Raw genomic sequence first — 25,403 nt, 5'->3', positions numbered from 1 at the left:
CAGTCCTTTGCAATTTTCGGCAAAAAATTGTTTGGATGCTCTCTGCCGGGCTTGTGGCACGGGTTCAAGCGGTGCGCGTCTGCATGGGAGACCGCCTCATAAGCGGCCAGATGAGACAACCACTGATGTCGTGAACCGTCGATGATACTGCATCGCACCAGCGCGGTCTATGACCTCGTATCGTGTCGCCGGGGCGACACGGCCGCCCGGTTATTTGCTAGCATCGCCGCATTTTGCTGATTTCCGGGCTGCCGGCCGCCCCGTCCTGGTGCGGTATTGCCGGCCGCTCTCGCCCGCCGCATGGCAACCGAACAGGAACTATCCGATTTTCTCGCCAGCGCCGAACGCCGCGCCTTCAAGCACGCGGTCTTCGCGGTACGAGACGAACAGGCCGCCCTGGACATCGTCCAGGACGCCATGATCAAGCTGGCCGAAAAATACGGCGACCGCGGCCCCGCCGAGTTGCCGCCGCTGTTCCAGCGCATCCTGCAGAACACCATCCACGACTGGTTTCGCCGCCAGAAGGTGCGCAACACCTGGGTCACGCTGTTCTCGAACCTGCGCGACGAGCGCGACGGCGAGGACGCCGACCTGCTGGAGGCGCTGGAGAGCGAGCCGGGATCGCAGGCCGCCGAGAGCAGCGCCGACCGGTTCGAGCGCGTGCAGACCATGCGCATCATCGAAGAAGAAGTCCGGCGCCTGCCCACCCGTCAACGCGAGGCCTTCCTGCTGCGTTACTGGGAGGATATGGACGTCGCGGAAACGGCCGCTGCCATGGGATGTTCCGAAGGCAGCGTCAAGACCCACTGTTCGCGCGCCACGCATGCCCTGGCGCAGGCGCTGCGCGCCCGGGGACTCCGACTATGAACAGCAGAAACGCATCCGAGATCGAGCAACGCCGCCTGGCCCGGCAGATCACCGCCATGCTGGACGCCTCCGCCAACCAGGTGCCGGACGATATCGCCGCCCGGCTGGCCGCCGCGCGCCGCGTGGCGCTGTCGCGCCGCCGCGTCGAAGCGACTCAAACATCACCTCATCTGGCGACGACCGGACCGTCGCTGCACGGCGACGTGCGCCGGTCGATGCGGCCGCTGGGCGACTGGGTGCGCCGCCTCGGCCTGGTATGGACGCTGGTCGCCCTGGCCGGCGGACTGGCCGGCATCTACCAATGGCAGCAGCAGCAACGGATCGAGGAACTGGCCGATGTCGACGCCGCGATGCTGCTCGACGAACTGCCTCCGGCCGCCTACGCGGACGAGGGTTTCCATGTCTTTCTCAAGCATGGCGAATAAGGCCGAGCGTGTCGGCGCACGCGGCGCTGTCGCGCTGTGGCTCGGCGCGGGCCTGAGCGCCGCGGCGCTGTGGTGCGTGACGCCGCCGGCCGCGCATGCGCGCGATGCGGTCGAGCCGGCCACCAAGGCATCGAGCCCGGCCACCAGCCACGCGGTCCGTGCCGTCCGTCCCACCTGGGCGGAGCTGACGCCGGCGCAGCAGCGCGTGCTGGCGCCGCTGGCCGGCCAGTGGAACACGCTGACCGAAGTCCATCGCCGCAAGTGGCTGCGCATCGCCGCCCGCTTCCAGGAACTGGCGCCGGCCGAGCAGCAGCGCCTGCACGCGCGCATGACCGAGTGGGCGCAGATGACGCCGGAGCAGCGCCGGCTGGCGCGCGAGAACTTCCAGATCCATCGGACCGTGCCGGTCGAGCGCAAGACCGAGGCCTGGGACCGCTACCAGCAGCTGCCCGAGGCGCAGAAGCGCCAGCTCGCCAAGGCCGCCAAGGTGCCGCCGCACCCGGGCGCGGTCAGCGCGCTGCCGTCCAGCCGCAAGCCGCCGATCTCGACGACGCCGCCGGTACGGCCGATGCCGCACGCGACGGGCGCCGCCTCCGTGCCCGCCGCCGCGGCGAGCGCCGCGGCCGTACTGTCGGCCTCCGCCGCGCTGGTGCCAGGCGCCACCGCGGCCAGCGGCGCCGTTGTGGCGAGCCCCGGTGCCGGCATCCCGCTCGACGCCGCCAGCGCGACGGCCGCAGCCTCGACACCGGTCGCCGAGACCGCGCCGGCCGCCAATACCGACACCTTCTCCCGCGGCAACTGATCTGCGGAAACTGATTCGCGGCAACGGATCCACCCCGTCGACGCCTGCGGCCGCCCGAAGCCGCGCTGCCCTCTCCCCGCTCTCCCGTACCAACCGCCACGCCGCCGCGATGCAGCCCATGGCGACGCCTTTGGCATAATGCCGCTGCCCATCACGCCAGCGCGCGGCCTTTCCGCGCCTCGCCCCGACTCGTCCATGCCAGTCCATGTCCGCCAAGACCGCCACTGACGCCGCCGCACCGCGCCCCGCGCCGACCGCCTCCGCGCAGGTACCCGAGCAGGTCCCCACGCAGGCGCCTGCGATCCGCCGCCGCGTCGCCTGCATGCTGTACGAAGGCGTGCTGCTGTTCGGCGTGCTGAGCGCCTCCACCGCGCTCTATCTGCTGGCCCGGCCGCTGCTGCGGGAACTGCGCGTCGATACGCCGCTGACGATGCAGTTGTGGAGCTTCCTGGTGATGGGCCTCTATTTCTGCTGGTTCTGGCAGCGCACCGGCCAGACCCTGCCGATGCAGACCTGGCGCATCCGCGTCGAAGGCGCCGACGGCAAGCCGCCACGCTGGCCGCGCGCGGCGCTGCGCTATCTGCTGGCCTGGCTGTGGCTGCCGCCGTCGGCGGCGGCCGGCCATGCGCTGGGCCTCGTCAAGGGACCCTTCGTCGGCGTGCTGGCTTGCGGGCTGGCGATCTGGATATTGCTGACCTTCCTCGATCGGCGCCGCCAGTTCCTGCACGACCGGCTGGCGGGCACGCGGCTGGTCGACCTGCGGCCGCCGCGCCGGCCATGAAGCTGACCGCCACCGCGGTGCGGCGCATCGCCGTGGCGATGCAGCTCGGCGGGGTGTACGGTGTGGCGCTGGCGCTGGTCCGGCAGGCCGGCTGGCACTGGGGCGCGGCGCTGGCCGGGGGCATCGCCACCGTGCTGCTGCTGTTCGGGCTGTCGGTCGCGATGGCCTTCGCGATCTCGGTGGGCGGCACCGGCGCATCGGGTACCGGCACATCGGGTACCGGCGCATTCAGCGCCGGCATGCCGACGCTGCCGCCCGCACTGCAGGCGCATCGCACCGCCGCGCGGCTCGGTCCGCGGCAGGCGCTGCTCTGCTATCTGCGCGAATGCCTTGCGGTGTTCCGCATGTTCAACTGGCTGCAACCATTCCGCCATCGGCAGCCGCTGATGCCGGCCCGGCCGGACGCCGCCGCATCGCGCCCACCGGTGCTGCTGGTGCACGGCTACGGCTGCAACCGCGCGGTCTGGCTCGACCTGCAGCCGGCGCTGGCGGCGGCCGGCTACCGCTGCGAAGCGATCGACCTCGAGCCGATGCTGGCCGATATCGACGACTACGGCGACGCGCTGCTCACCGCAATCGAAGCACTGAACCGCTCCACCGGCCGCGCCCCGCAGCTGCTGTGCCACAGCATGGGCGGACTGGCCGCGCGCGCGGCGCTGGCCCGCGCCCGCCGCGAGGGCCGGCCCGCTGCCTGCGCGGGCATCGTCACGCTGGGCACGCCGCACCATGGCTGCACGCTGGCCAGCATCGGCAGCGGCGCCAATGCGCGCCAGATGCGTTGCGGCAACGACTGGCTGCAGGCGCTGGCGCGCAGCGAAAGCCCGCGCGATCGCGCCGCGATGGTGTCGATCTTCAGCTGGCACGATTCGATCGCCGGCCCGGCCGAAACCAGCTGGCTCGACGGCGCCCACAACGTGGCGCTGGCCGGCATCGGCCATGTCTCGCTGCTGCGCGACGCACGCGCCGTCGACGCGGTGCTGGCAGCGCTGGACCGTCTCGCGCACGCCCCGGCCGCGGCCGCTTCCTGATCCCCGGCTGATCGATTGCTGGCCCGCGGCATCGCCGCGCGAGCGGGCGCCCAACGTCTTTACGGTCGGTCACATGTCATTCATGTTTCCGTCATGGCGCCGTCATCGATGGCTGGCTCAATGCAGTCATCGCCGTCACCGGGGCCGCCATGGTCAGTCCACTCCGTTCCGCCCGGGCACATCTGGCCCGCGCCGCGCAGCGACTGCGCGGACGCTCCGACCCGATGCTGCCGCTGGCCGCCATTCCCGGCATGCCAGCCGCCTTCATGCCGCCCGGCCTGGACCGTGCGCCGACCACCGCCTTCCCCGCCGACACCGACCGCCCCGGCCAGCATGACCGGGGCGACCCGGTCCCCGCCGCTGCCCCGTCTCCCGAACCGCCCGAAGTCGAGCGCTACCGCGCGATCTGGCTGTCCGACATCCATCTGGGGACACCGGGCTGCCAGGCCGACTACCTGCTCGATTTCCTCAAGCACAACGAGTCCGACACGCTGTACCTGGTCGGCGACATCATCGACGGCTGGCAGCTGCGGCGCGGCTGGTACTGGCCGCAGAGCCACAACGACGTCGTGCAGAAGCTGCTGCGCAAGGCGCGCAAGGGCACCGAGGTCATCTACGTGCCGGGCAACCATGACGAGGTCGCGCGCCAGTTCGATGGCCTGGCCTTCGGCGACGTGGTGGTGCGCGAGGAAGCGGTGCACGTGACCGCCACCGGCCGGCGCCTGTGGGTCGTCCACGGCGACCTGTTCGACGGCGTGGTGCAGCACGCGCGCTGGCTCGCCTATCTGGGCGACACGCTGTACACGCTGATCCTCGCGCTGAACCGGCATTTCAACCGCATCCGCGCGCGGCTGGGCTTTCCGTACTGGTCGCTGTCGCAGTACCTGAAGCACCAGGTCAAGAACGCGGTCAACTACATCAGCTCGTTCGAACACGCGATGGTCGAGGAAGCGCGCCGGCGCGGCTGCGATGGCGTGGTCTGCGGCCATATCCACAAGGCCGAGATCCGCGAGGTCGACGGCCAGCTCTACTGCAACGATGGCGACTGGGTCGAGAGCCTGTCGGCGCTGGTCGAGACCGTCGAGGGCGAGCTGAAGATCGTCTACTGGACCACGCTGCGCGACCCCGCGCCGGCCGTCGCGCGCCGCACGCGCAAGAGCGCCGCGACGGCGTAACGCCGCGCCGCATTCCGACCGATCGCTGCTCGGCAACCGATACCGCGGCCGCTGCCGCAAGGACACACCATGAAAATCCTGATCGTGACCGATGCCTGGGAACCGCAGGTCAACGGCGTGGTCCGCACGCTGAAGTCGACCCGCCGCGAGCTGCAGGCGATGGGCCATACCGTGGAGCTGCTGACGCCGCTCGAATTCCGCACGGTGCCCTGCCCGACCTACCCGGAGATCCGCCTGTCGCTGCTGCCCGGCGCGGCGGTGCGCCGGCGCATCCGCGAGTTCGCGCCGGACGCGCTGCATATCGCCACCGAAGGCCCGCTCGGCCTGGCCGCACGCCGCCATGCGGTGCGCCAGAAGCTGCCGTTCACGACGGCCTACCACACCCGCTTTCCGGAATACGTGCAGGCGCGCTTCGGCATTCCGCTGGCCTGGACCTATCGCTTCCTGCGCTGGTTCCACGGTCCGGCCCAGGCGGTGATGGCGCCGACCCCGGTGGTGCTGCAGGACCTGCACCGCTTCGGCATCGAGCATGCAGTGCTGTGGACGCGCGGCGTCGATCTCGACGTGTTCGTGCCGCAGTCGGTCAACGTGCTGAACACCGCCCACCCGATCTTCCTCTACGTCGGCCGCGTCGCCGTCGAAAAGAATGTCGAGGCCTTCCTGTCGCTCGATCTGCCCGGATCCAAATGGGTGGTCGGCGACGGCCCGGCACTGCCCGCGCTGCGGGCCCGCTATCCGAACGCGAACTACCTGGGTGTGCTGAGCCAGCCCGAACTCGCCAAGGTGTATGCTTCGGCCGATGTCTTCGTGTTCCCGAGCCGCACCGATACGTTTGGGCTGGTGTTGCTCGAAGCGCTGGCCAGCGGTCTGCCGGTCGCGGCCTATCCGGTCACCGGCCCGATCGATGTACTGGGCGACAGCGACGCCGGCGTGATGCACGAGGATTTGCGCGAGGCCTGCCTCGAAGCGCTGCGCATCGACCGCGCCACCGCACGCGCGCACGCCGAACGCTTCTCGTGGCGCGCCGCGTCCGAACAGTTCCTCGCGCATCTGCGACCGCTGCACGGCATGCCGAACGGCCAGGCCGCGCGCCCCCGACAAGATCATGGCGAAACCCCCTCTTCCCTCCGACAACTCCGTGCCGAAGCCGACCTTGCCCCGCGAGAACGGCGACTACACGATTGAAGACAACCCCCACAAGGGCAACCGCGGCATCGCCCGCGCCTGGCGGGCCGCGGTCAATTCGCTGTCCGGCCTGCGCTATGCGGTGCTCGAGGAAAGCGCGTTCCGTCAGGAGCTGACGCTGGTCGCGGTGCTGACGCCGCTGGCCTTCCTGCTGCCGGTGACCGTGGTCGAACGGATCCTGCTGCTCGGCACGCTGCTGCTGGTGCTGATCGTCGAGCTGCTCAATTCCAGCGTCGAGGCGGCCGTCGACCGCATCTCGCTGGAGCGGCACGGCCTGTCCAAGCGGGCCAAGGACTTCGGCAGCGCGGCGGTGATGCTGGCGCTGGTGCTGTGCGGCGGCACCTGGCTGGCGATCGCCGCCCCGCATGTGGTGGGCTGGCTGCGCGCGCTGATCGGTTGAGCGGGGACCGCGGCGCCGGCGCGCCGCAGGGGCGCATGCGATGCCATTGCATATAATCGCAGTCCGTCCATTCGCAGTGCGCCGGTCCGTCTGTTTGCGGCCCGCGGCTGCCTAGCTTGTCCGGCCTCATGGAATCCAAACCCCAGACCGGTCCCCGCCGCACGCGGGACCGCATCCTCGATGTCTCGCTGCGCCTGTTCAACGAGGTCGGCGAGCCCAACGTGACCACCACCACCATCGCCGAGGCGATGGAGATCAGCCCCGGCAACCTGTACTACCACTTCCGCAACAAGGACGACATCATCACGTCGATCTTCGCGCGCTTCGAGCAGGAGATGGAGCGCCGGCTGAAGCTGCCCGACGACCACAAGCCCACGCTCGGCGAAAGCTGGGGCTACCTGCAGTACATGTCCGAGTTCCTGTGGAACTACCGCTTCCTGTACCGGGACATCAACGATCTGCTGGCCCGCAACCGGATGCTGGAGACCAACTTCAAGCGGATCGTCGAGCAGAAGAAGCGCTTCGCGCAGGAGATCTGCCGGCAGTTCCTCGACGACGGCGAGATGGAAGCCACGCCCGACCAGGTCGATGCGATCTGCACCAATATCGTCGTGGTCGCGACCTACTGGCTGTCGTTCCAGTTCGTGCAGCATCCGCGCCAGTACAACGATCCCGAGCAGATCCGCGGCTATCTGCACAGCGCCAGCTACCACATCTTCTCGATCCTCGCGCCCTATCTGCGCGGCAACGCGCGCCAGGCCTTCGATCAGCTGGCACGCGAGTTCGCCGCGGCCAAGGCGCAGGCGGAACCATCGGGCCAGGCGAGCGCGCCGTCGCCCTCCCTCCCCAAACCCAGACAGGAAGGAAAGCAGTGAAATCGGTTTGCGTCTATTGCGGTTCGAGCCCCGGCAATCGTCCGGAATACGCGGAGGCGGCGCGGGCGATGGGCCGCGCGCTGGCCGACAAGGGCTTGGCGCTGGTCTACGGCGGCGGCAAGGTCGGCCTGATGGGCATAGTCGCCGATGCGGTGCTCGAGCATGGCGGCACCGCGATCGGCATCATTCCCGAGGCGCTGATGCACAAGGAGATCGGCCACGCCGGCCTGACCGAGCTGCACGTCGTGCGCAACATGCACGAGCGCAAGCAGATGATGGCCGACCGTGCCGACGCCTTCGTCGCGATGCCCGGCGGCATCGGCACCTACGAGGAACTGTTCGAGACGTTCACCTGGCTGCAGCTGGGCTATCACGCCAAGCCGGTCGGCGTGCTCAATGTCGCCGGCTTCTATGACGGCATGCTCGGCTTCCTGCGCCATGCGGTCGGCGAAGGCTTCCTGAAGCCCGAACACGCCGGCCTGCTGCGCGTGGCCGACACGCCGGACGGCATCCTCTCGTCGCTGGCCAACGTGCCGCAGCTGCGCGTCGACAAGTGGCAGCAGGCCCGCGACAAGACCTGATCGGATTCAGAAGGACGAGCCCGGCTGGCGCAGGAAGGCGACTTCCTCGTCGGTGCTGGGCCGGCCCAGTACCGCATTGCGATGCGGGAAGCGGCCGAAGCGTTCGATCACCACGCGGTGGCGTTCGGCCCATTCGACGACGTCGACGCGCCCCGCCGTATCCTCGCGCAGCGCGGTCATCAGTTCGACCGCCGCGTGCTGGGCGTCCAGCGCCTCGGCATGCTCGAACGGCATATAGCAGAACATCCGGTGATACGGCGTCGGCAGGCAGCGGTCGTCGCCGCGCTCGACCATCTGCCGGGCCAGCGCCAGCGCCTGCGCATCGGTGGCAAAGCTGCGCGGATCGCCGCGGAACATGTTGCGGGGGAACTGGTCGAGCAGCACGATGCGCGCGCAGACCGTTTCCGGCGCCAGCTCGGCGGTGTTCTCGACGAAGGCCGACCATCCATCGGTGCCCGCATGCGCGGCCTGCCACGCCGGCAGGAATTCGGCGCGCACGCGGGCATCGAATGCTTCGCTGCGCGTGAACCACATCGCCCGTTCGCAATCCCAGTCCGGCGAGTCCGGCGTGCCGAACCAGAACGCCAGGATGCGCGCGGCCAGATTGTTGTGATTGGTTTGGTCCATCGTTTCTCCTTGCTGCTGCCGTAGCGGCGCTCCCCTGGCGGCTTCCCCCTGCCACATGCGGGAGAGGGAGCCGTTGCCGGCAGCGCGTCAGTGGTCGCGCTGGCGACGCATCATCGCGCCACGTTGCGCATCCAGTCGGCCGTCTGGAACAGCGCCTGCAGCAGCCGCATCTGCAGGTCCTCGGACAGGCCGACGTCCTGCATCGCCATCGCCATGCAGCGCATCCACTGGTCACGCTCGCTGATGCCGATCTCGAACGGCAGATGGCGCGCGCGCAGCCGCGGATGGCCGAAGCGTTCGATGAAATGGTTGGGCCCGCCCAGCCAGCCGCACAGGAACCAGAACAGCTTGTCGCGCGAGCCGTCCAGCGACGGCGGATGCAGCGCGCGCAGCCCGGCGAACTCCGGCTCCAGGTCCATCAGGTCGTAGAAGCGGTCGACCAGCTCGCGCACGCGCGCTTCGCCGCCGATCAGCTCGTAGGCGGTGGGCTGCGCCGCCTGTTCGGTAGCGTCGGTAGCGCCATCGGTGGCGCTGTCGGTGGCCTTGTCATTGGCCTGCTGCTCGGCAGCGGTGTCGGCATTCTGCCGGGATACGTCGGACATGGCGGTTTGAATCAATGGAATCGGCTTGCCGGCTCAGGCCTCGCGCAGCGTCGCGAGCGCCGGCTGGCGCAGCACGTCGCGCAGGCCCAGCCAGCCGCCGGCAAAAGCGCACAGCATGCCAGAAACCACGCCGACCGGCACGATCCACGGATTGAGCACATAGGAGAAGTCGAACACGAAGCGCGACAGCGCCCAGCCGACCGCGATCGCGCCGATGCTGGCCAGCAGCCCCGCCAGGCCGCCGACCACCAGGAATTCGGCGTACTGGGTCTGCTTGATGGTCGCCGCCGATGCGCCCAGCGCCTTCAGCAGTCCCGCGTCGCGGCGGCGCTCGTCGCGCGCGCCGGCCAGCGCGGCATAGAGCACGGTCACGCCGGCCGCCAGCGTGAAGGCGAACAGGAACTGCACCGCGGCGATGACCTGGTCCAGCACGCCCTGCACCTGCCGCAGGATCAGCTCGGTATTGACGATCGTGATGTTCGGAAAGCGCGCGCTCAGCGCATTGCCCAGCGATGCCTGCTCGGGCTTCAGATGGAACGCGGTGATATAGGTCTCCGGCAGTCCCTGCATCATCGACGGCGGCAGGATCACGAAGAAATTGACGCGCATCGAGCTCCAGTCCAGCTTGCGCAGCGAGGTCACCGGCGCCTCGATCTGCTGGCCCGCCACGTCGAAGCGCAGCGTATCGCCGAGCTTCACGCCCAGCGTCCTGGCGATGCCCTCCTCCATCGACGCCTCGGGCCGCTTGCCGTCGAACCAGCGGCCGGCTACCACGCGGTTGCCCTCGGGCAGCGCATCGGTATAGGACAGGTTGAATTCGCGCTCGACCAGATTGCGCGCGCGGCCCTCCTCGTAGCGCGAGGCCTGCACCGGCTCGCCGCCGATATGCGTCAGCCGGCCGCGCACCATCGGATAGAGCAGATCGTCGATGCCGTCGCGCGCCAGCATCTGCCGCAGCGGCTCGCGCTGGTCCGGCTGGATATTGATGATGAAGCGGTTCGGCGCGTCGGCCGGAGTGGCGTTGCGCCACGAATCGATCAGGTCGTTGCGCGTCATGCCCAGCAGCAGCAACGCCATCAGCCCGACCGCCAGCGCCACCGTCTGCAGCACCGTGACTGCGCGGCGGCGCTCCAGCACCGCCAGCGCAAAGCGCCAGCCGACCGCGCGGCCGGCCGATTTGCCGCCCACCAGGCGGCCGCGCACCAGCCGCGCCAGCAGCGTCAGCAGGCCCAGCGCCAGCAGCGCGAACACCACGCCGGCGCCGGCGAAGCCGCCCGCGGTCAGCAGCCCCAGCTTCAGGTCGCGCGCCGCCACCAGCAGCAGCGAGACGAAGGCGCCCAACCCCAGCGCATAGGCGATCCAGACCGAAATCGGCGGCATGCCGACGTCGCGGCGCAGCACCCGCAGCGGCGCGACCCGCGTCAGCGCCAGCAGCGGCGGCAGGGCAAAGCCGACCAGCAGCACCAGCCCGGACAGCAGACCGATCACCGCCGACAGCGCGGACGGCTGCGGCAGCGACACGGTCAGCAGGTCACCCAGCGACAGCAGCAGCCCGTAGTGGCCGAGATAGCCAAGCACGACGCCGAGCGCGGCGCCGACCACGCCGACCAGCAGGAATTCGAGTGCGAACGCCAGCAGGATCTCGCGGCGCGACAGCCCCAGGCACTTGTAGATCGCGCAGGCGTCGGTATGGCGCTGCATATAGCGGCGCGCCGACATCGCGATCGCGACCGCGGCGATCATCGACGACAGCACCGCGACCAGCGACAGGAACCGCTCGGCCCGGTCCAGTGTGGCGCGCATCTGCGGCTGGCCCGAGTCCAGCGACTCGACGCGCGTATTGCGCAGCCCCCGCCGCTCGATCTCGGCCTGTGCCCACTGCCGATAGGCGGCGCCCGCCGCCTCCGGCCCGGCGACCAGCAGCCGGTAGCTGACGCGGCTGCCCCAGCCGATCAGGCCGGTCGCTTCCAGGTCGGACAGCGGCAGCATCACGCGCGGCGCGAAGTTCATGAAGCCGCCGCCGCGGTCGAGCTCCTGCGTGATGATCCGCTCGATCCGGAAACTGCGGCTGCCCAGCCGCAGCGTGTCGCCGATCTGCACGCCGAGCGCGCCGAGCAGCGCCTCGTCGACCCATACCGTGCCGGCTGCCGGGATGCCGCCGGCCGGTTGCCCCGGCGCGCCGGGCGCGGTGGCGGTCTTCAGCGTGCCGCGCAGCGGATAGCCGGCGCTGACGGCCTTCAGCGCGGCGAGCTGGCTGGCCGGCGCGTCATCCTCGGCGGGCGCGGCACCGGCCTGGCCGGCGTTCGGGTTGTCCGCACGCTCGGCAGTCTCGCCGCCGTTCGGCCTGTCTGCCGGGCGGGCGACGGTCGCCATGCTCGGAAAGGTGACCGTCTGCGCGACGGACAGGCCCTGCGCCGCCGCCTGCGCCGCGAAGGCCGCATCGAACGGCTGGTCCGCCACCAGCAGCACGTCGGCGCCGATCAGCTGGCGGGCATCGCGCTCCAGCCCCTGCCGCATCCGGTCGGACAGGAAGCCGACGCTGGCCAGCGCCGCGACCGCCAGCACCAGCGCGAACAGCAGCAGCGTCAGCTCGCCGGCGCGCCAGTCGCGCCGTGCCATCCGCCACGCCTGGGCCCACGGCGAGAAACGCGCTCCGGCATGGGGAACGGCGACGGGGCGCACCAGCGCAGGGGCGGTGGAATCCGCGGCGGAATCGGTCGGCATGATGTCGTGGTCAGGGGTGTTCGTGTTGGGGGCAGCGGACGCTGCCGATCCCGGTCAGTACGTGGCGGGCGGCCCGCCCTTGCGGGTCAGCGTGCCATGCAGCTTGCGCACGCCGCGCCACAGCTTGGGCAGCAGCCACAGCGCGAGCAGCAGGCTGATCGCCAGCAGCACGAAGAACAGCACCGGCAGGAAGAACGCCAGCAACAGGCTGCCGGTGGCCGTCACGTCCTCGGTGAATGAGGCCGCCCAATTCGAAAAGGGTTCCGGCGACACATTGATCAGCGCGCGGGTGCCGGCCTTGGCGGCATGCGCGGTACCGGCCAGCGTGCCGCCGATCAGGCCGGCGACCACCATCCACTGCGGATCGAGATTGCCGAACGCGGCCGCCGCCAGGATCGCCCCGGCGGGAATGCGGACGAAGGTATGGATGCCGTCCCAGACCGAATCGAAGCCGGGGACCTTGTCGGCGACGAATTCGGCCAGCGCCAGCACGGCGGCCACGCCGATGACCCAGTTCGACGCCAGCGGCTGCAGCCCGGCCGGCAGATCGAGCCAGCCCATGCGGGCCAGCAGGCCGGCGGCCAGCACGGCCAGGTAGAGACGAAAGCCGCTGGCCCAGGACATGCCGGCGGCCAGCGCGGCGGTTTCCAGCATCGGGACGCCCTCGCAGAGTCGCGGCCGGCGGCGCCGGCCATGGGCGCAGTGTAATACGGGTGTCGTTCCGGGCTGCCCGAAGGTCCGCGGTCTTGCCCCGGTCTTGCCCCGGTCTTGCCCCGGTCTTGCCCTACTCGCGCCCGTCGACCCCGTACCAGGGCAGCACCTGCTCCGGGGCCAGCAGCCCGCGCTGCTCGACCAGCGCATAGCCGGGCAGCGCGGTAATGCGGGCGGCGATCGCCGGATCGGCCAGCAGCGCCAGCAACGCATGGACCCACGGCGCGAACTGGTCGGCCTTGCGCAGCGCCAGATAGTAGACCTCGCGCGTCAGCGGCACGAAGGCCAGGCCGTGCGCCTCGGCATTGACGCGCAGGCCGAAGCCGACTTCGGCGCGGCCGGCATGCACCGCCTCGGCGACCTTCTCGTTGCTGAACTCGGGCTCGTCATAGCCGACCACCTGGTCGGCATACAGTCCGTGCGCCGCCAGCAGCTGGTCGAACAGCAGCCGCGTGCCCGAGCTGCGCTGCCGGTTGACGAAGCGCGCCTGCGTGCGGACCAGATCGCGCAGCTCGCGGATTTCGCGCGCGCGCGACGGCGCGACGATCAGCCCCTGCTCGCGCGAGGCCACCGGAATCAATCGCACCGCGGACGGGCGCAGCCATTTGCGCAGCGTCACGTGCGCGACCGATCCGGCGGTCTGGATCGGCGCGACATAGAAGCCCGCCAGCTCGGCCTGCCGCTCGTGCAGGCAGATCAGGCCCTCGACGCTGCCGCAGAACACGGTGTCGAGCTGCAGCCCCTCCGGCTGCTCGTTCAGGGCCGCGGCCAGCACCTCCATCGCGGGATCGTGACTGCCGGAGAAATGGATGCGGGTCTGTGGCCGGGCGGCGTCGTCCAGTTCCGCGGCGAACTCGGCCAGCGCCTTGCGCACCGCCGGATCGACCGCCTCGCGCAGCTTGCCCTCGGCCCGCAGCAGGCGCTCGCCGAACCGGGTCAGCGAGGCGCCGCGACCGCGTTCCATATCCAGCATGCTGCGCCCGAGCAACGCCTCCCAGTCACGCATCACGCCCCAGGCATGCCGGTACGACAGCCCGACCTTGGCGGCGGCGCGATGCAGCGAGCCGGTCTCGCGCACCGCCTGCAGCAGCAGGAACACCTTGCCGTTGGCACGCGGGTTGTCGTCCGCCGATACCACCGGAAACAGTTCGAATTGGAATGTCATATGTTCCGCTGTTCTTATTTACTTTGTTCTTGGAGTGCCGAGACAATCATGGCGCCCGTACAAGCTTGCGCAGATTAGCGGAAGCTTCGGATGTTGCGCATTGTCACCGAAGCCGATGGGCGCACGCAATTATGTTCTGACAAACATAACTAGAGGAATTCCACATGCCGTCTCCCCTCCTGGGTCGCCCCTCCCGCGCGCTGCCGCGCCTGCTCGCCGCCGCCCTGCTATCCGCCGCCTCGCTGCTCGGGACCGGCAGCGTCTTCGCCGGCGAACTGAAGCTGGCGACCACCACCAGTACCGAAAACTCCGGCCTGCTCAAGACCCTGCTGCCCCGCTTCGAGCGCGACAGCGGCGTCACCGTCAAGGTGATCGCGGTCGGATCCGGCAAGGCGATGAAGATGGGCGAAATGGGCGACGTCGACGTGCTGCTGGTGCATGCGCGCAAGATGGAGGATGCCTTCGTGGCGGCGGGCCACGGCATCGACCGGCGCGACGTGATGTACAACGATTTCATCGTGGTCGGTCCGTCGGCGGATCCGGCGAAGATTGCGGGCAGCAAGGACGTGATCGCCAGCTTCCGCAAGATCGCCGCCAGCGGCGTCAAGTTCATCTCGCGTGGCGACAACTCGGGCACCGACGTGATGGAGAAGTCGTACTGGAAGGAGGCCGGCATCGAGCCCAAGGGCCAGGCCTGGTACGTCAACGCCGGGCTCGGCATGGGCGAGGTGCTGACGATGGCAGCGCAAATGCCCGGCTATACGCTGTCCGACCGTGCCACCTATGGCGCGTATCGCGCGAAGACTGGACTGGCCATCGCGGTGCAAGGCGATCCGAAGATGTTCAACCCCTACGGCATCATCGCGGTCAATCCGGCCCGGCATGCCGGCGTCAACTACTCCGATGCGCGCAAGCTGATCGAGTGGATCACGTCGAAGGCGGGGCAGGACGCCATCGCCAGCTACAAGGTCGACGGCGAACAGCTGTTCTTCCCCAGCTACAAGGAAAAGGCGGGCTCCTGATCCGCGGCCGGAAGCAACGGCAGCAACAACCGCAGCAACAACAGCAGCAGCCGCGGCCGTGCCTTGCCGTGTCAGGGCTCGGCCGGGATCTCCAGCCGCGGCAGCAGCGGCAGATCGGCTGCCACCTCGGCGATCATCCGGCGCAGCCACAGCACGTCCGGCGCGGCGTGGCAGCGCTCGTGCCATAGCTGGTAGAAGCGCATCCGCGGGAACGCCACCGGCGCCGGCACCATCCGGATCGGCAGGTACTGCGCATAGTGCGCGGCGAACTGACGGCCGGTGGTGAACACCATGTCGGTCTTCATCAGCACATAGGGCACCAGCCCGAAATACGGCAGCGTGACCTGGATGCGGCGCTTGTAGCCCTGCTCCGCCAGCGCCTGGTCGATCATGCTGCGCTGCATCGACGCATACGGCGCCGGCGCCAGATGCGGCATCTCCAGATAGTGCTTCAGCGACAGCCCCTTCTTCGCCAGCGGATGCTGGGCGCCAAGCATGCAGACCACCTCGTCCTCGAACAGCGGCGAGATATGCAGATGCTCGGGGGGCGACAGCCAGTTACCGACCACGATATCCAGCTTGCCCTGCTCGAGCTCCTCCAGGAAATCCGTGGCGCTGGTCAGCGGATGGACGAACAGCTTCGCGCCCGGCGCCAGCCGGCGCACCCGTTCGACGATATTGGGCAGGAAGAAGGCATCCAGATAATCGGGCGCCCCCAGATGGAAGGTCCGGTCGGTAGTGGCCGGATCGAACTGCTGCGGGGGCCGCGCGATGCGGTCCATCGCGGCCAGGCTTTGTTCGGCGAGCTCGAGCAGCTCGCGGCCGCGCTCGGTCGGCACCATGCCGCTCTTGCCGCGCACCAGGATCGCGTCGCCGGTGATCTCGCGCAGCCGCTTCAGCGTATTGCTGATCGCCGGCTGCGACTGCCCCATCCGCACCGCGGTGCGCGTGACGCTCTGCTCGGTCAGCAGGGTGTGCAAAACCCGAAGCAGATAGGTGTCCAGATGGTCGCGTCCGTGCATGGTGAATTCGTCCGGCCTGATAAGCCTGCGGGCCGGTGGCGTGGGGATAAGGATCGGCGCATAGTGTATGCCAGTCTCCCTGGCAGCGGTCAATTCGGCGCAAACCCGCGGAATGCCACCGGTTTTCGTGCGCCACGGCACATTTGCGGGGCGCGCCGGCGGTGCCGCGGGTGACCGGGGCGTCATGATGGGGCATATCACCTGGGCCGAATATTGCTACTCGGCGCGAGTGCTATGTTTGTCCCCATCGCAAGGAGATAAAACGACCATGGAGACACAACCCATCCGCTTCTATCATCGCGGCCAGGTTCAGCAGGTCACCGACGCCCCGATCACCCGCACCGTGCTGCAATACCTGCGCGAGGACGCGCGTTGCACCGGCACCAAGGAAGGCTGTGCCGAAGGCGACTGCGGTGCCTGCACCGTGGTCATCGGCGAACTGCAGCAGGATGGCGAACTGAGCTTCAAGGCCGTCAACTCCTGCATCCAGTTCCTGCCCACGCTGGACGGCAAGGCGCTGATCACGGTCGAGGACCTGCGCCAGGCCGACGGCTCGCTGCATCCGGTGCAGGAAGCGATGGTCGAATGCCACGGCTCGCAATGCGGCTTCTGCACGCCGGGCTTCGTGATGTCGCTGTGGGCGCTGTACCAGCAGCACCAGCCGGGCGGCCCCGCGCCGGACCGCCAGACCATCTGCGACGCGCTGACCGGCAATCTGTGCCGCTGCACCGGCTACCGGCCGATCATCGAGGCCGGCCAGCGCATGATGTCGCTGCCGGCGCCGCATGCCAGCCGGCTCGAGCCGAAGGCGATCGCCAGCGCGCTGCGCACGCTGATGCGCGAGGACACCTTCCACTATCGCGATCCGTCGGGCGCTCTCTTCCATGCGCCGCGCACCGCGTCGGCCTTCGCCGCGCTGAAGGCGGCGGAACCGTCGGCACGCATCCTGGCCGGCAGCACCGACGTGGGGCTGTGGGTCACCAAGCAGTTCCGCGAGCTTGGCAATCTGCTTTATGTGGGACAGGTCGAGGACCTGCAGCATGTCGTCGAGCACGACGGCGTCATCGAGATCGGCGCAGCCGTCTCGCTGGAGCGCGCCTACGCCGCGCTGAACCAGGCCCATCCCGAACTCGAAGAGCTGTGGAAGCGCTTCGCCTCGCTGCCGATCCGCAATGCCGGCACGCTGGGCGGCAATATCGCCAACGGCTCGCCGATCGGCGACTCGATGCCGGCGCTGATCGCGCTCGGGGCCGAGGTCGTGCTGCAGCATCGCGACACGCGCCGCACGCTGCCGCTCGAGGACCTGTACCTGGCCTACCAGAAGACCGCGATGGCCGAGGGCGAATTCGTCGCGGCGCTGCGGGTGCCGGTGTCCGGGCCCCAGCACTTCCGTACCTACAAGCTGTCCAAACGGTTTGACGAGGACATCTCGGCGGTCTGCGCCGCCTTCGGCATCACCATCGCCGACGGCGTGGTGCGCCAGGCCCGCATCGCCTTCGGCGGCATGGCGGCCACGCCCAAGCGCGCGGCCCACGCCGAGGTCGCGCTGCTCGGCCAGCGCTGGGACGAAGCCACCGTCAAGGCCGCGATGGCCGCGCTGTCGCAGGACTACACGCCGCTGACCGATATGCGCGCCACCGCCGAATATCGCGCCCGCGGCGCCGCGAATCTGCTGTACCGCTTCTGGCTGGAAACGCGCGACGATGCGCTGCCGGCCGCCGCCGTCAACGTACGGGCGCCCGGCGCGGGCAGCGTGCCGGCCACCGCGATCACCGCTTAAGACAAGGAGCGATCGGCATGAACAAGCAAACCGAAGCCTTCCTGCTCGACACCGGTGTCGCCAACGGCGGTGCGCCGGTCGCGGCGGACTTCAGCGGCGGCGACCTCGCCGCCCATATCGCGGCGGAGGCGCCGCCGCAGATCGGCGTGTCGCGCCCGCACGAGTCCGCGCATCTGCATGTGGCCGGCACGGCCACCTATACCGACGACATTCCCGAACTCGCCGGCACGCTGCACGCCGCGCTCGGCATCAGCGCCCGCGCCCACGCCCGCATCCGTTCGATCGCGCTGGACAAGGTGCGCGCCGCGCCCGGCGTCGTCGCGGTGCTGACCGCGCAGGACATCCCCGGCGTCAACGACTGCGGCCCGATCGTCCACGACGATCCGATCCTGGCCAGCGACACCGTGCAGTTCGTCGGCCAGCCGATCTTCATCGTGGTGGCGTCCTCGCACGATGCCGCGCGCCGCGCCGCACGCCTGGCCGCGATCGACTACGAGGACCTGCCGCCGATCCTGTCGCCGCAGGCCGCGCACGAGGCGCGCAGCTACGTGCTGCCGCCGATGCATCTGGAGCGCGGCCAGCCGCGCCAGCAGCTGGGCACGGCCGCGCATCGCGACAAGGGCCATATCCGCCTTGGCGGCCAGGAGCAGTTTTATCTGGAAGGCCAGATCGCCTATGCGGCGCCGAAGGAAAACGACGGCATGCACGTCTGGTGTTCGACCCAGCATCCGACCGAGATGCAGCACGCGGTCGCCCACGTGCTCGGCTGGCAGGTGCACCAGGTGCTGGTCGAATGCCGGCGCATGGGCGGCGGCTTCGGCGGCAAGGAATCGCAGTCCGCGCTGTTCGCCTGCTGCGCGGCGCTGGCCGCGTGGAAGCTGATGTGCCCGGTCAAGCTGCGTCCGGACCGCGACGACGACATGATGATCACCGGCAAGCGCCACGACTTCGTGTTCGACTACGAGGTCGGCCACGACGCGCAGGGCCGTATCGACGCGGTCGCGGTCCAGATGGTGTCGCGTGCCGGCTTCTCCGCCGACCTGTCCGGCCCGGTGATGACGCGCGCGATCTGCCACTTCGACAACGCCTACTGGCTGCCGCACGTGCAGATCGACGGCTACTGCGGCAAGACCAATACGCAGAGCAATACCGCGTTCCGCGGTTTCGGCGGACCGCAGGGCGCCTTCGCGATCGAGTACATCCTCGACAATATCGCGCGCACCGTCGGCCGCGATGCGCTGGACGTGCGCCGCGACAACCTGTACGGCAAGACCGAGCGCAACGTGACGCCCTACGGCCAGACCGTCGAGGACAACGTCATCCACGAGCTGCTGGACCAGCTCGAGACCAGCAGCGACTACCGCGCGCGCCGCGAGGCCACGCGCGCGTTCAACGCGGCGAGCCCGGTGCTGAAGAAGGGCATCGCGATCACGCCGGTCAAGTTCGGCATCTCGTTCAACGTCGCGCACTTCAATCAGGCCGGCGCGCTGGTGCACGTCTACAACGACGGTTCGGTGCTCGTCAATCACGGCGGCACCGAGATGGGCCAGGGGCTGAACACCAAGGTGGCGATGGTGGTCGCGCACGAGCTCGGCATCCGGCTCGAACGCGTGCGCGTGACCGCGACCGACACCAGCAAGGTCGCCAATACGTCGGCGACCGCGGCCTCGACCGGCACCGACCTGAACGGCAAGGCCGCGCAGGACGCGGCGCGCCAGATCCGCGAGCGGCTGGCCGCCTTCGCGGCGCGCCAGGCCGGCGTCGATCCGTCCACGGTGCGCTTCGGCGACGACCTGGTGGTCGCGGGCGAGCTGCGCCTGCGCTTCGACGAGCTGGCGCGCCAGGCCTACGTCGCACGCGTGCAGCTGTGGTCCGACGGCTTCTACGCCACGCCCAAGCTGCATTGGGACCAGAGCAAGCTGCAGGGCCGGCCGTTCTACTACTACGCCTACGGCGCGGCCTGCTCCGAAGTGCTGGTCGACACGCTGACCGGCGAATTCCGGCTGCTGCGCGCGGACGTGCTGCACGACGTCGGCCGCTCGCTGAACCCGGCGATCGACATCGGCCAGGTCGAGGGCGGCTTCATCCAGGGCATGGGCTGGCTGACCACCGAGGAGCTGTGGTGGAACAAGGACGGCAAGCTGATGACGCATGCGCCGTCGACCTACAAGATCCCGACCGTCAACGACTGCCCCGAAGTGTTCAACGTGCGGCTGTTCGAGAACCGCAACGCCGAGGACAGCATCCACCGTTCCAAGGCGGTCGGCGAGCCGCCGCTGCTGCTGCCGTTCTCGGTGTTCTTCGCGATCCGCGATGCCGTTGCCAGCCTTGGCGGCTATCGCATCAACCCGCCGCTGGATGCGCCGGCGACCGCCGAGGCGATCCTGAACGCGGCTGATGCCGTGCGTCAGGCCGCTGCGGCCTGAACGCCGTCACGCGCAATCAGTCGAAGGCCAACATTCGGACGCGATCATGCAGGACGCCCCGCTCAAGCCCTTCCGCTTTGCCGACGCCGCCGCGCTGGTGCGCGCCGGCGTGCCGGTCGCGATGGTCACCATCGTCGAGGTCAAGGGCTCCGCGCCGCGCGAGCCCGGCATCCGCATGCTGGTGACCGGCGACGACCTGATCGGCACGATCGGCGGCGGCCATCTGGAATGGCGCGGCATGGCGATCGCGCGCGAGATGCTGGACGCGGCCGCGCAAGGCGAGGCCTCGTCGCTTGCGCCCGATGCCACGCGCCGCGTCGTGCGGATTCCGCTCGGACCGGCGCTGGGCCAGTGCTGCGGCGGCGTGGTGCAGCTCGCCTTCGAGCGGCTCGGCCCGGCCGATCTCGAGTGGCTGGACGCGGTCGAGGCCGCCTTCGCCGCGCGCCGCACCGTGACGCGGACGGTGCCGTCCAGCGGGCCGGTCCGCCATGCGCTCGATCGCACGCCGCTGCCGACGCTGCCCGCCGTCACGCTGCACGAGGACGGCAGCTGGACCGACCTGCTGGCCCCGGACGAGATGCATGTGGTGCTGTTCGGCGCCGGCCATGTCGGCCACGCACTGGTCAAGGTGCTCGGCACGCTGCCGTGCACGGTCCATTGGGTCGACGAGCGCGACACGTTATTTCCTGCCGGCCTGCCCGGCAACGTGGTGGCCGAAGCCACCGACACGGCCGAGGCGGTGGTCGACGAAGCCCCGCCCGGCAGCTACTTCCTAGTCATGACGCATAGCCACGCGCTGGACCAGGCGCTGTGCGAACGGATCCTGCGGCGCACCGACTTCGCCTACTTCGGGTTGATCGGCTCGAAGACCAAGCGCGCCCGCTTCGAACACCGGATGGTCGAGCATGGCATCAACCCGGCTGCCTTTGTACGGATGACCTGCCCGATCGGCGTCGCGGGCATCACCGACAAGGCTCCGGCTATGATTGCAGTTGCCATCGTCGCCCAGCTGCTGCAAGTGCGCGATCAGCGCCTGGCGGCGCTGCGCGCCGGCGCACCGGCAACGCAGCGCGACGGCGGGCAGCCGGGCGGCAGCGAAAGCCCCGCCCACCGGTAACCGCGCCGGCACACTGTTCGAACACGGACAGCATGCCGGCACAGAAAAAAGGATTCCCCATGACGCTCGACGCCGCGCTCGCGGACCGCATCCGCCGCACTCCCAAGGCCGAACTGCATGTGCACATCGAAGGGACGCTCGAACCCGAGCTGATCTTCCGGCTCGCGCAGCGCAACCAGGTCAAGCTGCCCTACCCCAGCGTCGAGGCGCTGCGCGCCGCCTATGCGTTTACCGATCTGCAATCGTTCCTCGACATCTACTATGCGGGCGCCAGCGTGCTGCTGACCGAGGAGGACTTCTTCGACATGACGATGGCGTACGTCGAGCGCGCGGTCGCCGACAACGTGCGTCACGCGGAAATCTTCTTCGATCCGCAGACGCATACCGCGCGCGGCGTGGACATCGAGATCGTGATCGACGGCATCGCCGATGCCCTGGCTCAGGCCCGCACGCAGTACGACTTCTCCAGCAGCATGATCCTCTGCTTCCTGCGGCATCTGTCGGAGGAAGACGCGTTCGCCACGCTCGAGGCCGCGCTGCCCTATCGCGACCGCTTCATCGGCGTCGGTCTCGACTCGTCGGAGCGCGGCAATCCGCCCGAGAAGTTCGCGCGGGTGTTTGCCCGTGCGAAAGAGCTGGGCCTGCATCGCGTCGCTCATGCCGGCGAGGAAGGGCCGGCCGACTATGTCCGCGACGCGCTCGACATCCTGCACGTCGAGCGCATCGACCACGGCGTGCGCGCGATCGACGATCCGGCACTGGTCGAGCGGCTGGCGCGCGAACGCATCGCGCTGACCGTGTGCCCGCTGTCGAACCAGAAGCTCAAGGTCTATCCCGACCTGCGCGACCACTCGCTGAAGAAGCTGCTCGACGCCGGCGTCGCGGTGACGATCCACTCGGACGACCCGGCCTATTTCGGCGGCTATATGAACGCCAACTGGGAGGCCACCTTCGACGCGCTGCCGCTCGATGCCGCCGACGCGCACCGGCTTGCCCGCAACAGTTTCGAGGCCAGCTTCCTGCCGCCGGCGCTGAAGGCCGAATACCTGACCGAGGTCGACCGCTTCTGGCAGGCGGCCAGCCCCACGAAGCCGGCAAGCGCGGCGACGGCTTGATGCCGTTGCCGCCCTGACCGGCGCAACATCGGCCGGCGCCCCCCGCCGGCCTTTCCCAACCCCACGACCATGAACCAGACCACCAGCCCCTCTTCCCCTACCGGTACCCTTCGCGCCATCCGTGGCCGCGTGCTGCATTTCCTGCGCGACCCGCAATTCCATGATGACGCGTATCAGTATTGGGAAGACGGTGTGCTGCTGGTCGACGACGGCCGCATCGTGGCCGCGGGCCCCTATGCCGAGCTGGCGCCATCGGTCGCCCCGGGCACCGAGGTGATCGACCATCGCGGCAAGCTGATCGTGCCGGGCTTTATCGATACGCACGTGCACTATCCGCAGACCGACATGATCGCGTCGCCGTCGCCGGGCCTGCTGCACTGGCTCGACACCTATACCTTCCCCGAGGAGCGCCGCTTCGCCGAGCCCGAGTACGCGGCCGGCGTGGCCGCCTTCTTCGCCGACGAGCTGCTGCGCAACGGCACCACCAGCGCGCTGGTCTGGAGCACCGTCCATGCCGCCTCGGCCGACGCGCTGTTCGCCGAGAGCCATCGCCGCAATCTGCGGCTGGCGACCGGCAAGGTGCTGATGGACCGCCACTGCCCCGACTTCCTGCGCGACACCGCCGAGTCCGGCGCGCGCGAATCTGCCGATCTGCTGTCGCGCTGGCATGGCAAGGGACGCCTGTCCTATGCGATCACGCCGCGCTTCGCGCCGACCTCGACCGAGGCCCAGCTGGCGGCCTGCGGCGAGCTGGCGCGCGCCTACCCCGATGCGCTGATCCAGACTCACGTGGCGGAGAACCGCGACGAGGTCAAATGGGTCGCCGAGCTGTTCCCGCAGGCGCGCAGCTATCTGGACGTCTACGATCGATACGGGCTGCTGCGGCCGGGGGCGTTCTACGGCCATGCGATCCACCTCGACGACGACGATCGCCGCCGGCTCGCCGATACCGGCGCCGCCGTGGCGCACTGCCCGACCTCGAACCTGTTCCTCGGCAGCGGCCTCTACGACTTCCACCAGTCGGACGCACATCGGCTCAATCTGACGCTGGCCACCGACGTCGGCGGCGGCACCTCGTTCTCGATGCTGCGCACGATGAACGCGGCGCACAAGGTCGCGCGGATGGGCGGCTACCATCTGACCGCGCTGCGGATGTTCTACCTGGCCACGCGCGCGCCGGCCGACGCGCTGGGCTGGGGCGACCGCGTCGGCAGCTTCGCGCCGGGCAACGAGGCCGACTTCATCGTGCTCGACCCGGAGGCCACGCCGCTGCTGGCACGCCGCAGCGCGCGCTCGGAAACGCTCGAAGAGCAGCTGTTCGCGTTCGCGATGCTGGGTGACGATCGGGTGATCGACAGCGTGTACGTGATGGGCGAGCGGGCCTGAACGGCCACGGTGTAGCCGGTACGGCGGTGCGTCTGAAGACACCGGGTCCCCGCCTTTGCGGGGACGACGACGATTCGCGAACATGCCCGTCGTCCCCGCGCACGCGACGACCCAGCGGCTTGCGCCTTGCTTGACCCCGGTCAAGGTCCTCGCCATCGATCTGCATTACGCTGGCCCGCGCCATTCGACAATGCCGATCCCGATATGACCACACCCGTTGCACCCGCCGATGCCGTTCCATCCGGCGTTCCACCCGAACCGCTGTCGCCCGACGCTGCGCTGCCACCCCGCAAGGTCATCCGCAGCTGGCTGATTCCGCTGTCCGACCGCAGCACGCCGCGCGCGCTGCTGCTGTTCGCGCTCGACGCGTCGCTGTTTGTCGCGGCCCTCGCCGCCCTGGTGATGGCATCGCACTGGCTCGCGAAGATTGCCCTCGGCGTACTGGCCGGCGTGCTGATCGCGCGCCTGTTCATCCTCGGCCACGATGCCTGCCACCAGAGCCTGACGCCGCGCCGCGGCCTGAACAAATGGCTGGGCCGGATCGCCTTCCTGCCGTCGCTGACGCCGTACAGCCTGTGGGAAGTCGGCCATAACGTCGTCCATCACGGCTACACCAACCTGAAGGGCTTCGATTTCGTCTGGGCCCCGTACTCGATGCAGGAATACGCGTCGCTGCCCTGGTGGCGGCGCGCGCTGGAGCGGCTGTACCGCAACGGCCTGGGCGCCGGGCTGTATTACCTGATCGAGATCTGGTGGCTGAAGCTGTTCTTCCCCAGCCGGCGGCAGATGGCGACACGCCGCCGGATCTTCCTGGCCGACTGCCTGCTGGTGGCCGCCTTCGCGGCGCTGTGGATCGGCACGCTGGTCTGGCTGGCCATGGCGACGCAGCAGTCGGTCGCGCTGCTGGTGGCCGCCGGTTTCGGCGTGCCCTTCCTGGTCTGGAATGCGACGGTCGGCTTCGTGCTGTATGTCCACCATACCCATGAAAGCGTGGCCTGGTACGACAGCAAGGCGATGTGGACGCGGGCCCAGCCCTTCGTCTCGACCACGGTCCATCTGCGCTTTCGCCATGGCGTCGGCACGCTGCTGCACCACATCATGGAACACACGGCCCACCACGTCGACATGAGCGTGCCGCTGTACCGGCTCAAGCGCGCGCAGGCGCTGCTGGAGCGCGCGCTGCCCGGCCGCATCGTGGTGCAGAACTTCTCGTGGCGCTGGTACTTCGATACCGCGCGCCGCTGCAAGCTGTACGACTTCCAGGCGCTGTGCTGGACCGATTTCCGCGGCCGCCGCACCACCGCGCCGTCGCCGGTGCCGGCGTAGCGAGCGCGGTCGGACGCAGCGGAGATCGGTGCCGGTATGGACGACCGCCTCGCAGACTGGCTATAATCGCGCTTCCCATTGGGGAGTAGCCGCCCTGCCGCTCGGCACCGAGCCATGCGACAGGGGCGTACGTCAACAGACTTGACCGCTTGCGGTTATGGCGTGCGCAGCTTCCGGAACGGTGCAATGCCTGTTCCAGGGCCTGGCGAGACCGATGACGTCGTTTTTCGGCTGGGCCGGGGAAAACGCACGTCATTGGCA

General features: G+C 69.3%; 23 protein-coding genes and 1 riboswitch. Of the genes, 17 read left to right on the top strand and 6 right to left on the bottom strand.

The annotated features are described in order from the left end of the window. Nucleotides 1-300: 300 nt before the first annotated feature. The 10 genes from FOB47_RS14785 (at nt 301) to FOB47_RS14740 (ending at nt 8,119) form a co-directional block, all read left to right on the top strand. Nucleotides 301-867, top strand: coding sequence for an RNA polymerase sigma factor (locus tag FOB47_RS14785; RefSeq protein WP_053821424.1), 567 nt, complete (start codon nt 301-303; stop codon nt 865-867). Then, the gene (locus FOB47_RS14780; protein ID WP_174781420.1) at nt 864-1,292 is read left to right on the top strand and encodes a DUF3619 family protein; all 429 of its coding nucleotides are present in this window, start codon (nt 864-866) and stop codon (nt 1,290-1,292) included. Before FOB47_RS14785 ends, FOB47_RS14780 begins: the two co-directional genes overlap by 4 nt. Continuing rightward, entirely contained in the window at nt 1,267-2,094 is an 828-nt protein-coding gene (locus FOB47_RS14775) for a DUF3106 domain-containing protein (RefSeq protein WP_244959430.1), read from the top strand. Before FOB47_RS14780 ends, FOB47_RS14775 begins: the two co-directional genes overlap by 26 nt. 205 nt (nt 2,095-2,299) lie before the next feature. After that, nucleotides 2,300-2,875 (top strand): RDD family protein, encoded by a 576-nt coding sequence (locus tag FOB47_RS14770; RefSeq protein WP_212762988.1) that lies wholly within the window; start codon nt 2,300-2,302, stop codon nt 2,873-2,875. Next, a complete protein-coding gene (locus FOB47_RS14765) occupies nt 2,872-3,903 on the top strand; it encodes an esterase/lipase family protein (RefSeq protein ID WP_174781419.1) in 1,032 nt (343 codons plus the stop codon). Before FOB47_RS14770 ends, FOB47_RS14765 begins: the two co-directional genes overlap by 4 nt. Before the next feature lie 149 nt (nt 3,904-4,052). Then, nucleotides 4,053-5,078, top strand: a complete 1,026-nt coding sequence (locus tag FOB47_RS14760; protein ID WP_151022039.1) for a UDP-2,3-diacylglucosamine diphosphatase — start codon at nt 4,053-4,055, stop codon at nt 5,076-5,078. A gap of 69 nt (nt 5,079-5,147) precedes the next feature. Further along, nucleotides 5,148-6,263 (top strand): glycosyltransferase family 4 protein, encoded by a 1,116-nt coding sequence (locus FOB47_RS14755; protein ID WP_151022041.1) that lies wholly within the window; start codon nt 5,148-5,150, stop codon nt 6,261-6,263. Next, nucleotides 6,184-6,663 (top strand): diacylglycerol kinase, encoded by a 480-nt coding sequence (locus FOB47_RS14750; protein ID WP_149319401.1) that lies wholly within the window; start codon nt 6,184-6,186, stop codon nt 6,661-6,663. The genes FOB47_RS14755 and FOB47_RS14750 overlap by 80 nt, the downstream gene beginning before the upstream one ends. Nucleotides 6,664-6,791: 128 nt before the next feature. Continuing rightward, a complete protein-coding gene (locus FOB47_RS14745; RefSeq protein ID WP_174781418.1) occupies nt 6,792-7,538 on the top strand; it encodes a TetR/AcrR family transcriptional regulator in 747 nt (248 codons plus the stop codon). Then, nucleotides 7,535-8,119, top strand: coding sequence for an LOG family protein (locus FOB47_RS14740; protein ID WP_174781417.1), 585 nt, complete (start codon nt 7,535-7,537; stop codon nt 8,117-8,119). Before FOB47_RS14745 ends, FOB47_RS14740 begins: the two co-directional genes overlap by 4 nt. A gap of 6 nt (nt 8,120-8,125) precedes the next feature. On the opposite strand, the gene FOB47_RS14735 is transcribed toward FOB47_RS14740, so the two are convergent. The 5 genes from FOB47_RS14735 to FOB47_RS14715 form a co-directional block, all read right to left on the bottom strand. Beyond that, the gene (locus FOB47_RS14735) at nt 8,126-8,746 is read right to left on the bottom strand and encodes a DUF924 family protein (protein WP_174781416.1); all 621 of its coding nucleotides are present in this window, start codon (nt 8,744-8,746) and stop codon (nt 8,126-8,128) included. Nucleotides 8,747-8,856: 110 nt separating this feature from the next. Then, on the bottom strand, nt 8,857-9,348 hold the full coding sequence (locus tag FOB47_RS14730) for a group II truncated hemoglobin (protein WP_244959429.1): 492 nt from the start codon (nt 9,346-9,348) through the stop codon (nt 8,857-8,859). Between the two features lie 33 nt (nt 9,349-9,381). Then, a complete protein-coding gene (locus tag FOB47_RS14725) occupies nt 9,382-12,072 on the bottom strand; it encodes an ABC transporter permease (RefSeq protein ID WP_174781415.1) in 2,691 nt (896 codons plus the stop codon). Between the two features lie 54 nt (nt 12,073-12,126). Further along, the gene (locus FOB47_RS14720; protein WP_053821415.1) at nt 12,127-12,726 is read right to left on the bottom strand and encodes a DUF4126 domain-containing protein; all 600 of its coding nucleotides are present in this window, start codon (nt 12,724-12,726) and stop codon (nt 12,127-12,129) included. A 130-nt stretch (nt 12,727-12,856) separates the two neighbouring features. Then, entirely contained in the window at nt 12,857-13,948 is a 1,092-nt protein-coding gene (locus FOB47_RS14715) for a substrate-binding domain-containing protein (protein WP_174781414.1), read from the bottom strand. A gap of 164 nt (nt 13,949-14,112) precedes the next feature. Here FOB47_RS14715 and FOB47_RS14710 point away from each other — a divergent pair, with 164 nt between their 5' ends. Then, the gene (locus FOB47_RS14710; RefSeq protein WP_053821413.1) at nt 14,113-14,970 is read left to right on the top strand and encodes an ABC transporter substrate-binding protein; all 858 of its coding nucleotides are present in this window, start codon (nt 14,113-14,115) and stop codon (nt 14,968-14,970) included. A 71-nt stretch (nt 14,971-15,041) separates the two neighbouring features. On the opposite strand, the gene FOB47_RS14705 is transcribed toward FOB47_RS14710, so the two are convergent. Continuing rightward, nucleotides 15,042-15,992, bottom strand: a complete 951-nt coding sequence (locus tag FOB47_RS14705) for a LysR substrate-binding domain-containing protein (protein ID WP_053821412.1) — start codon at nt 15,990-15,992, stop codon at nt 15,042-15,044. A 268-nt stretch (nt 15,993-16,260) separates the two neighbouring features. Between FOB47_RS14705 and xdhA the strand changes: the two genes are divergently transcribed. From xdhA to FOB47_RS14675, 6 genes are all read left to right on the top strand, one after another. After that, a complete protein-coding gene (xdhA, locus tag FOB47_RS14700) occupies nt 16,261-17,772 on the top strand; it encodes a xanthine dehydrogenase small subunit (protein ID WP_151022048.1) in 1,512 nt (503 codons plus the stop codon). Between the two features lie 17 nt (nt 17,773-17,789). After that, a complete protein-coding gene (xdhB, locus tag FOB47_RS14695; RefSeq protein ID WP_174781413.1) occupies nt 17,790-20,198 on the top strand; it encodes a xanthine dehydrogenase molybdopterin binding subunit in 2,409 nt (802 codons plus the stop codon). Between the two features lie 46 nt (nt 20,199-20,244). Continuing rightward, nucleotides 20,245-21,315: a xanthine dehydrogenase accessory protein XdhC gene (gene xdhC, locus FOB47_RS14690; RefSeq protein ID WP_174781412.1), complete on the top strand. Its 1,071-nt coding sequence runs from the start codon at nt 20,245-20,247 to the stop codon at nt 21,313-21,315. Between the two features lie 59 nt (nt 21,316-21,374). Then, nucleotides 21,375-22,430, top strand: coding sequence for an adenosine deaminase (locus FOB47_RS14685; RefSeq protein ID WP_053821409.1), 1,056 nt, complete (start codon nt 21,375-21,377; stop codon nt 22,428-22,430). Between the two features lie 69 nt (nt 22,431-22,499). Beyond that, the gene (gene guaD / locus FOB47_RS14680) at nt 22,500-23,816 is read left to right on the top strand and encodes a guanine deaminase (protein WP_174781411.1); all 1,317 of its coding nucleotides are present in this window, start codon (nt 22,500-22,502) and stop codon (nt 23,814-23,816) included. 204 nt (nt 23,817-24,020) lie between these two features. Beyond that, on the top strand, nt 24,021-25,142 hold the full coding sequence (locus FOB47_RS14675) for a fatty acid desaturase (RefSeq protein WP_174781410.1): 1,122 nt from the start codon (nt 24,021-24,023) through the stop codon (nt 25,140-25,142). A 68-nt stretch (nt 25,143-25,210) separates the two neighbouring features. Beyond that, a riboswitch (yybP-ykoY riboswitch) is annotated at nt 25,211-25,386 on the top strand. The last annotated feature ends 17 nt before the right edge of the window (nt 25,387-25,403 follow it).

Origin of the sequence: Cupriavidus gilardii (genome assembly GCF_013347325.1) — a bacterium.
In the GTDB taxonomy this organism is placed as follows: Bacteria; Pseudomonadota; Gammaproteobacteria; order Burkholderiales; family Burkholderiaceae; genus Cupriavidus; species Cupriavidus gilardii.
The sequence above is the reverse complement of the archived record's forward strand: the minus strand, read 5'-3'. Positions and strand labels throughout refer to the sequence as shown.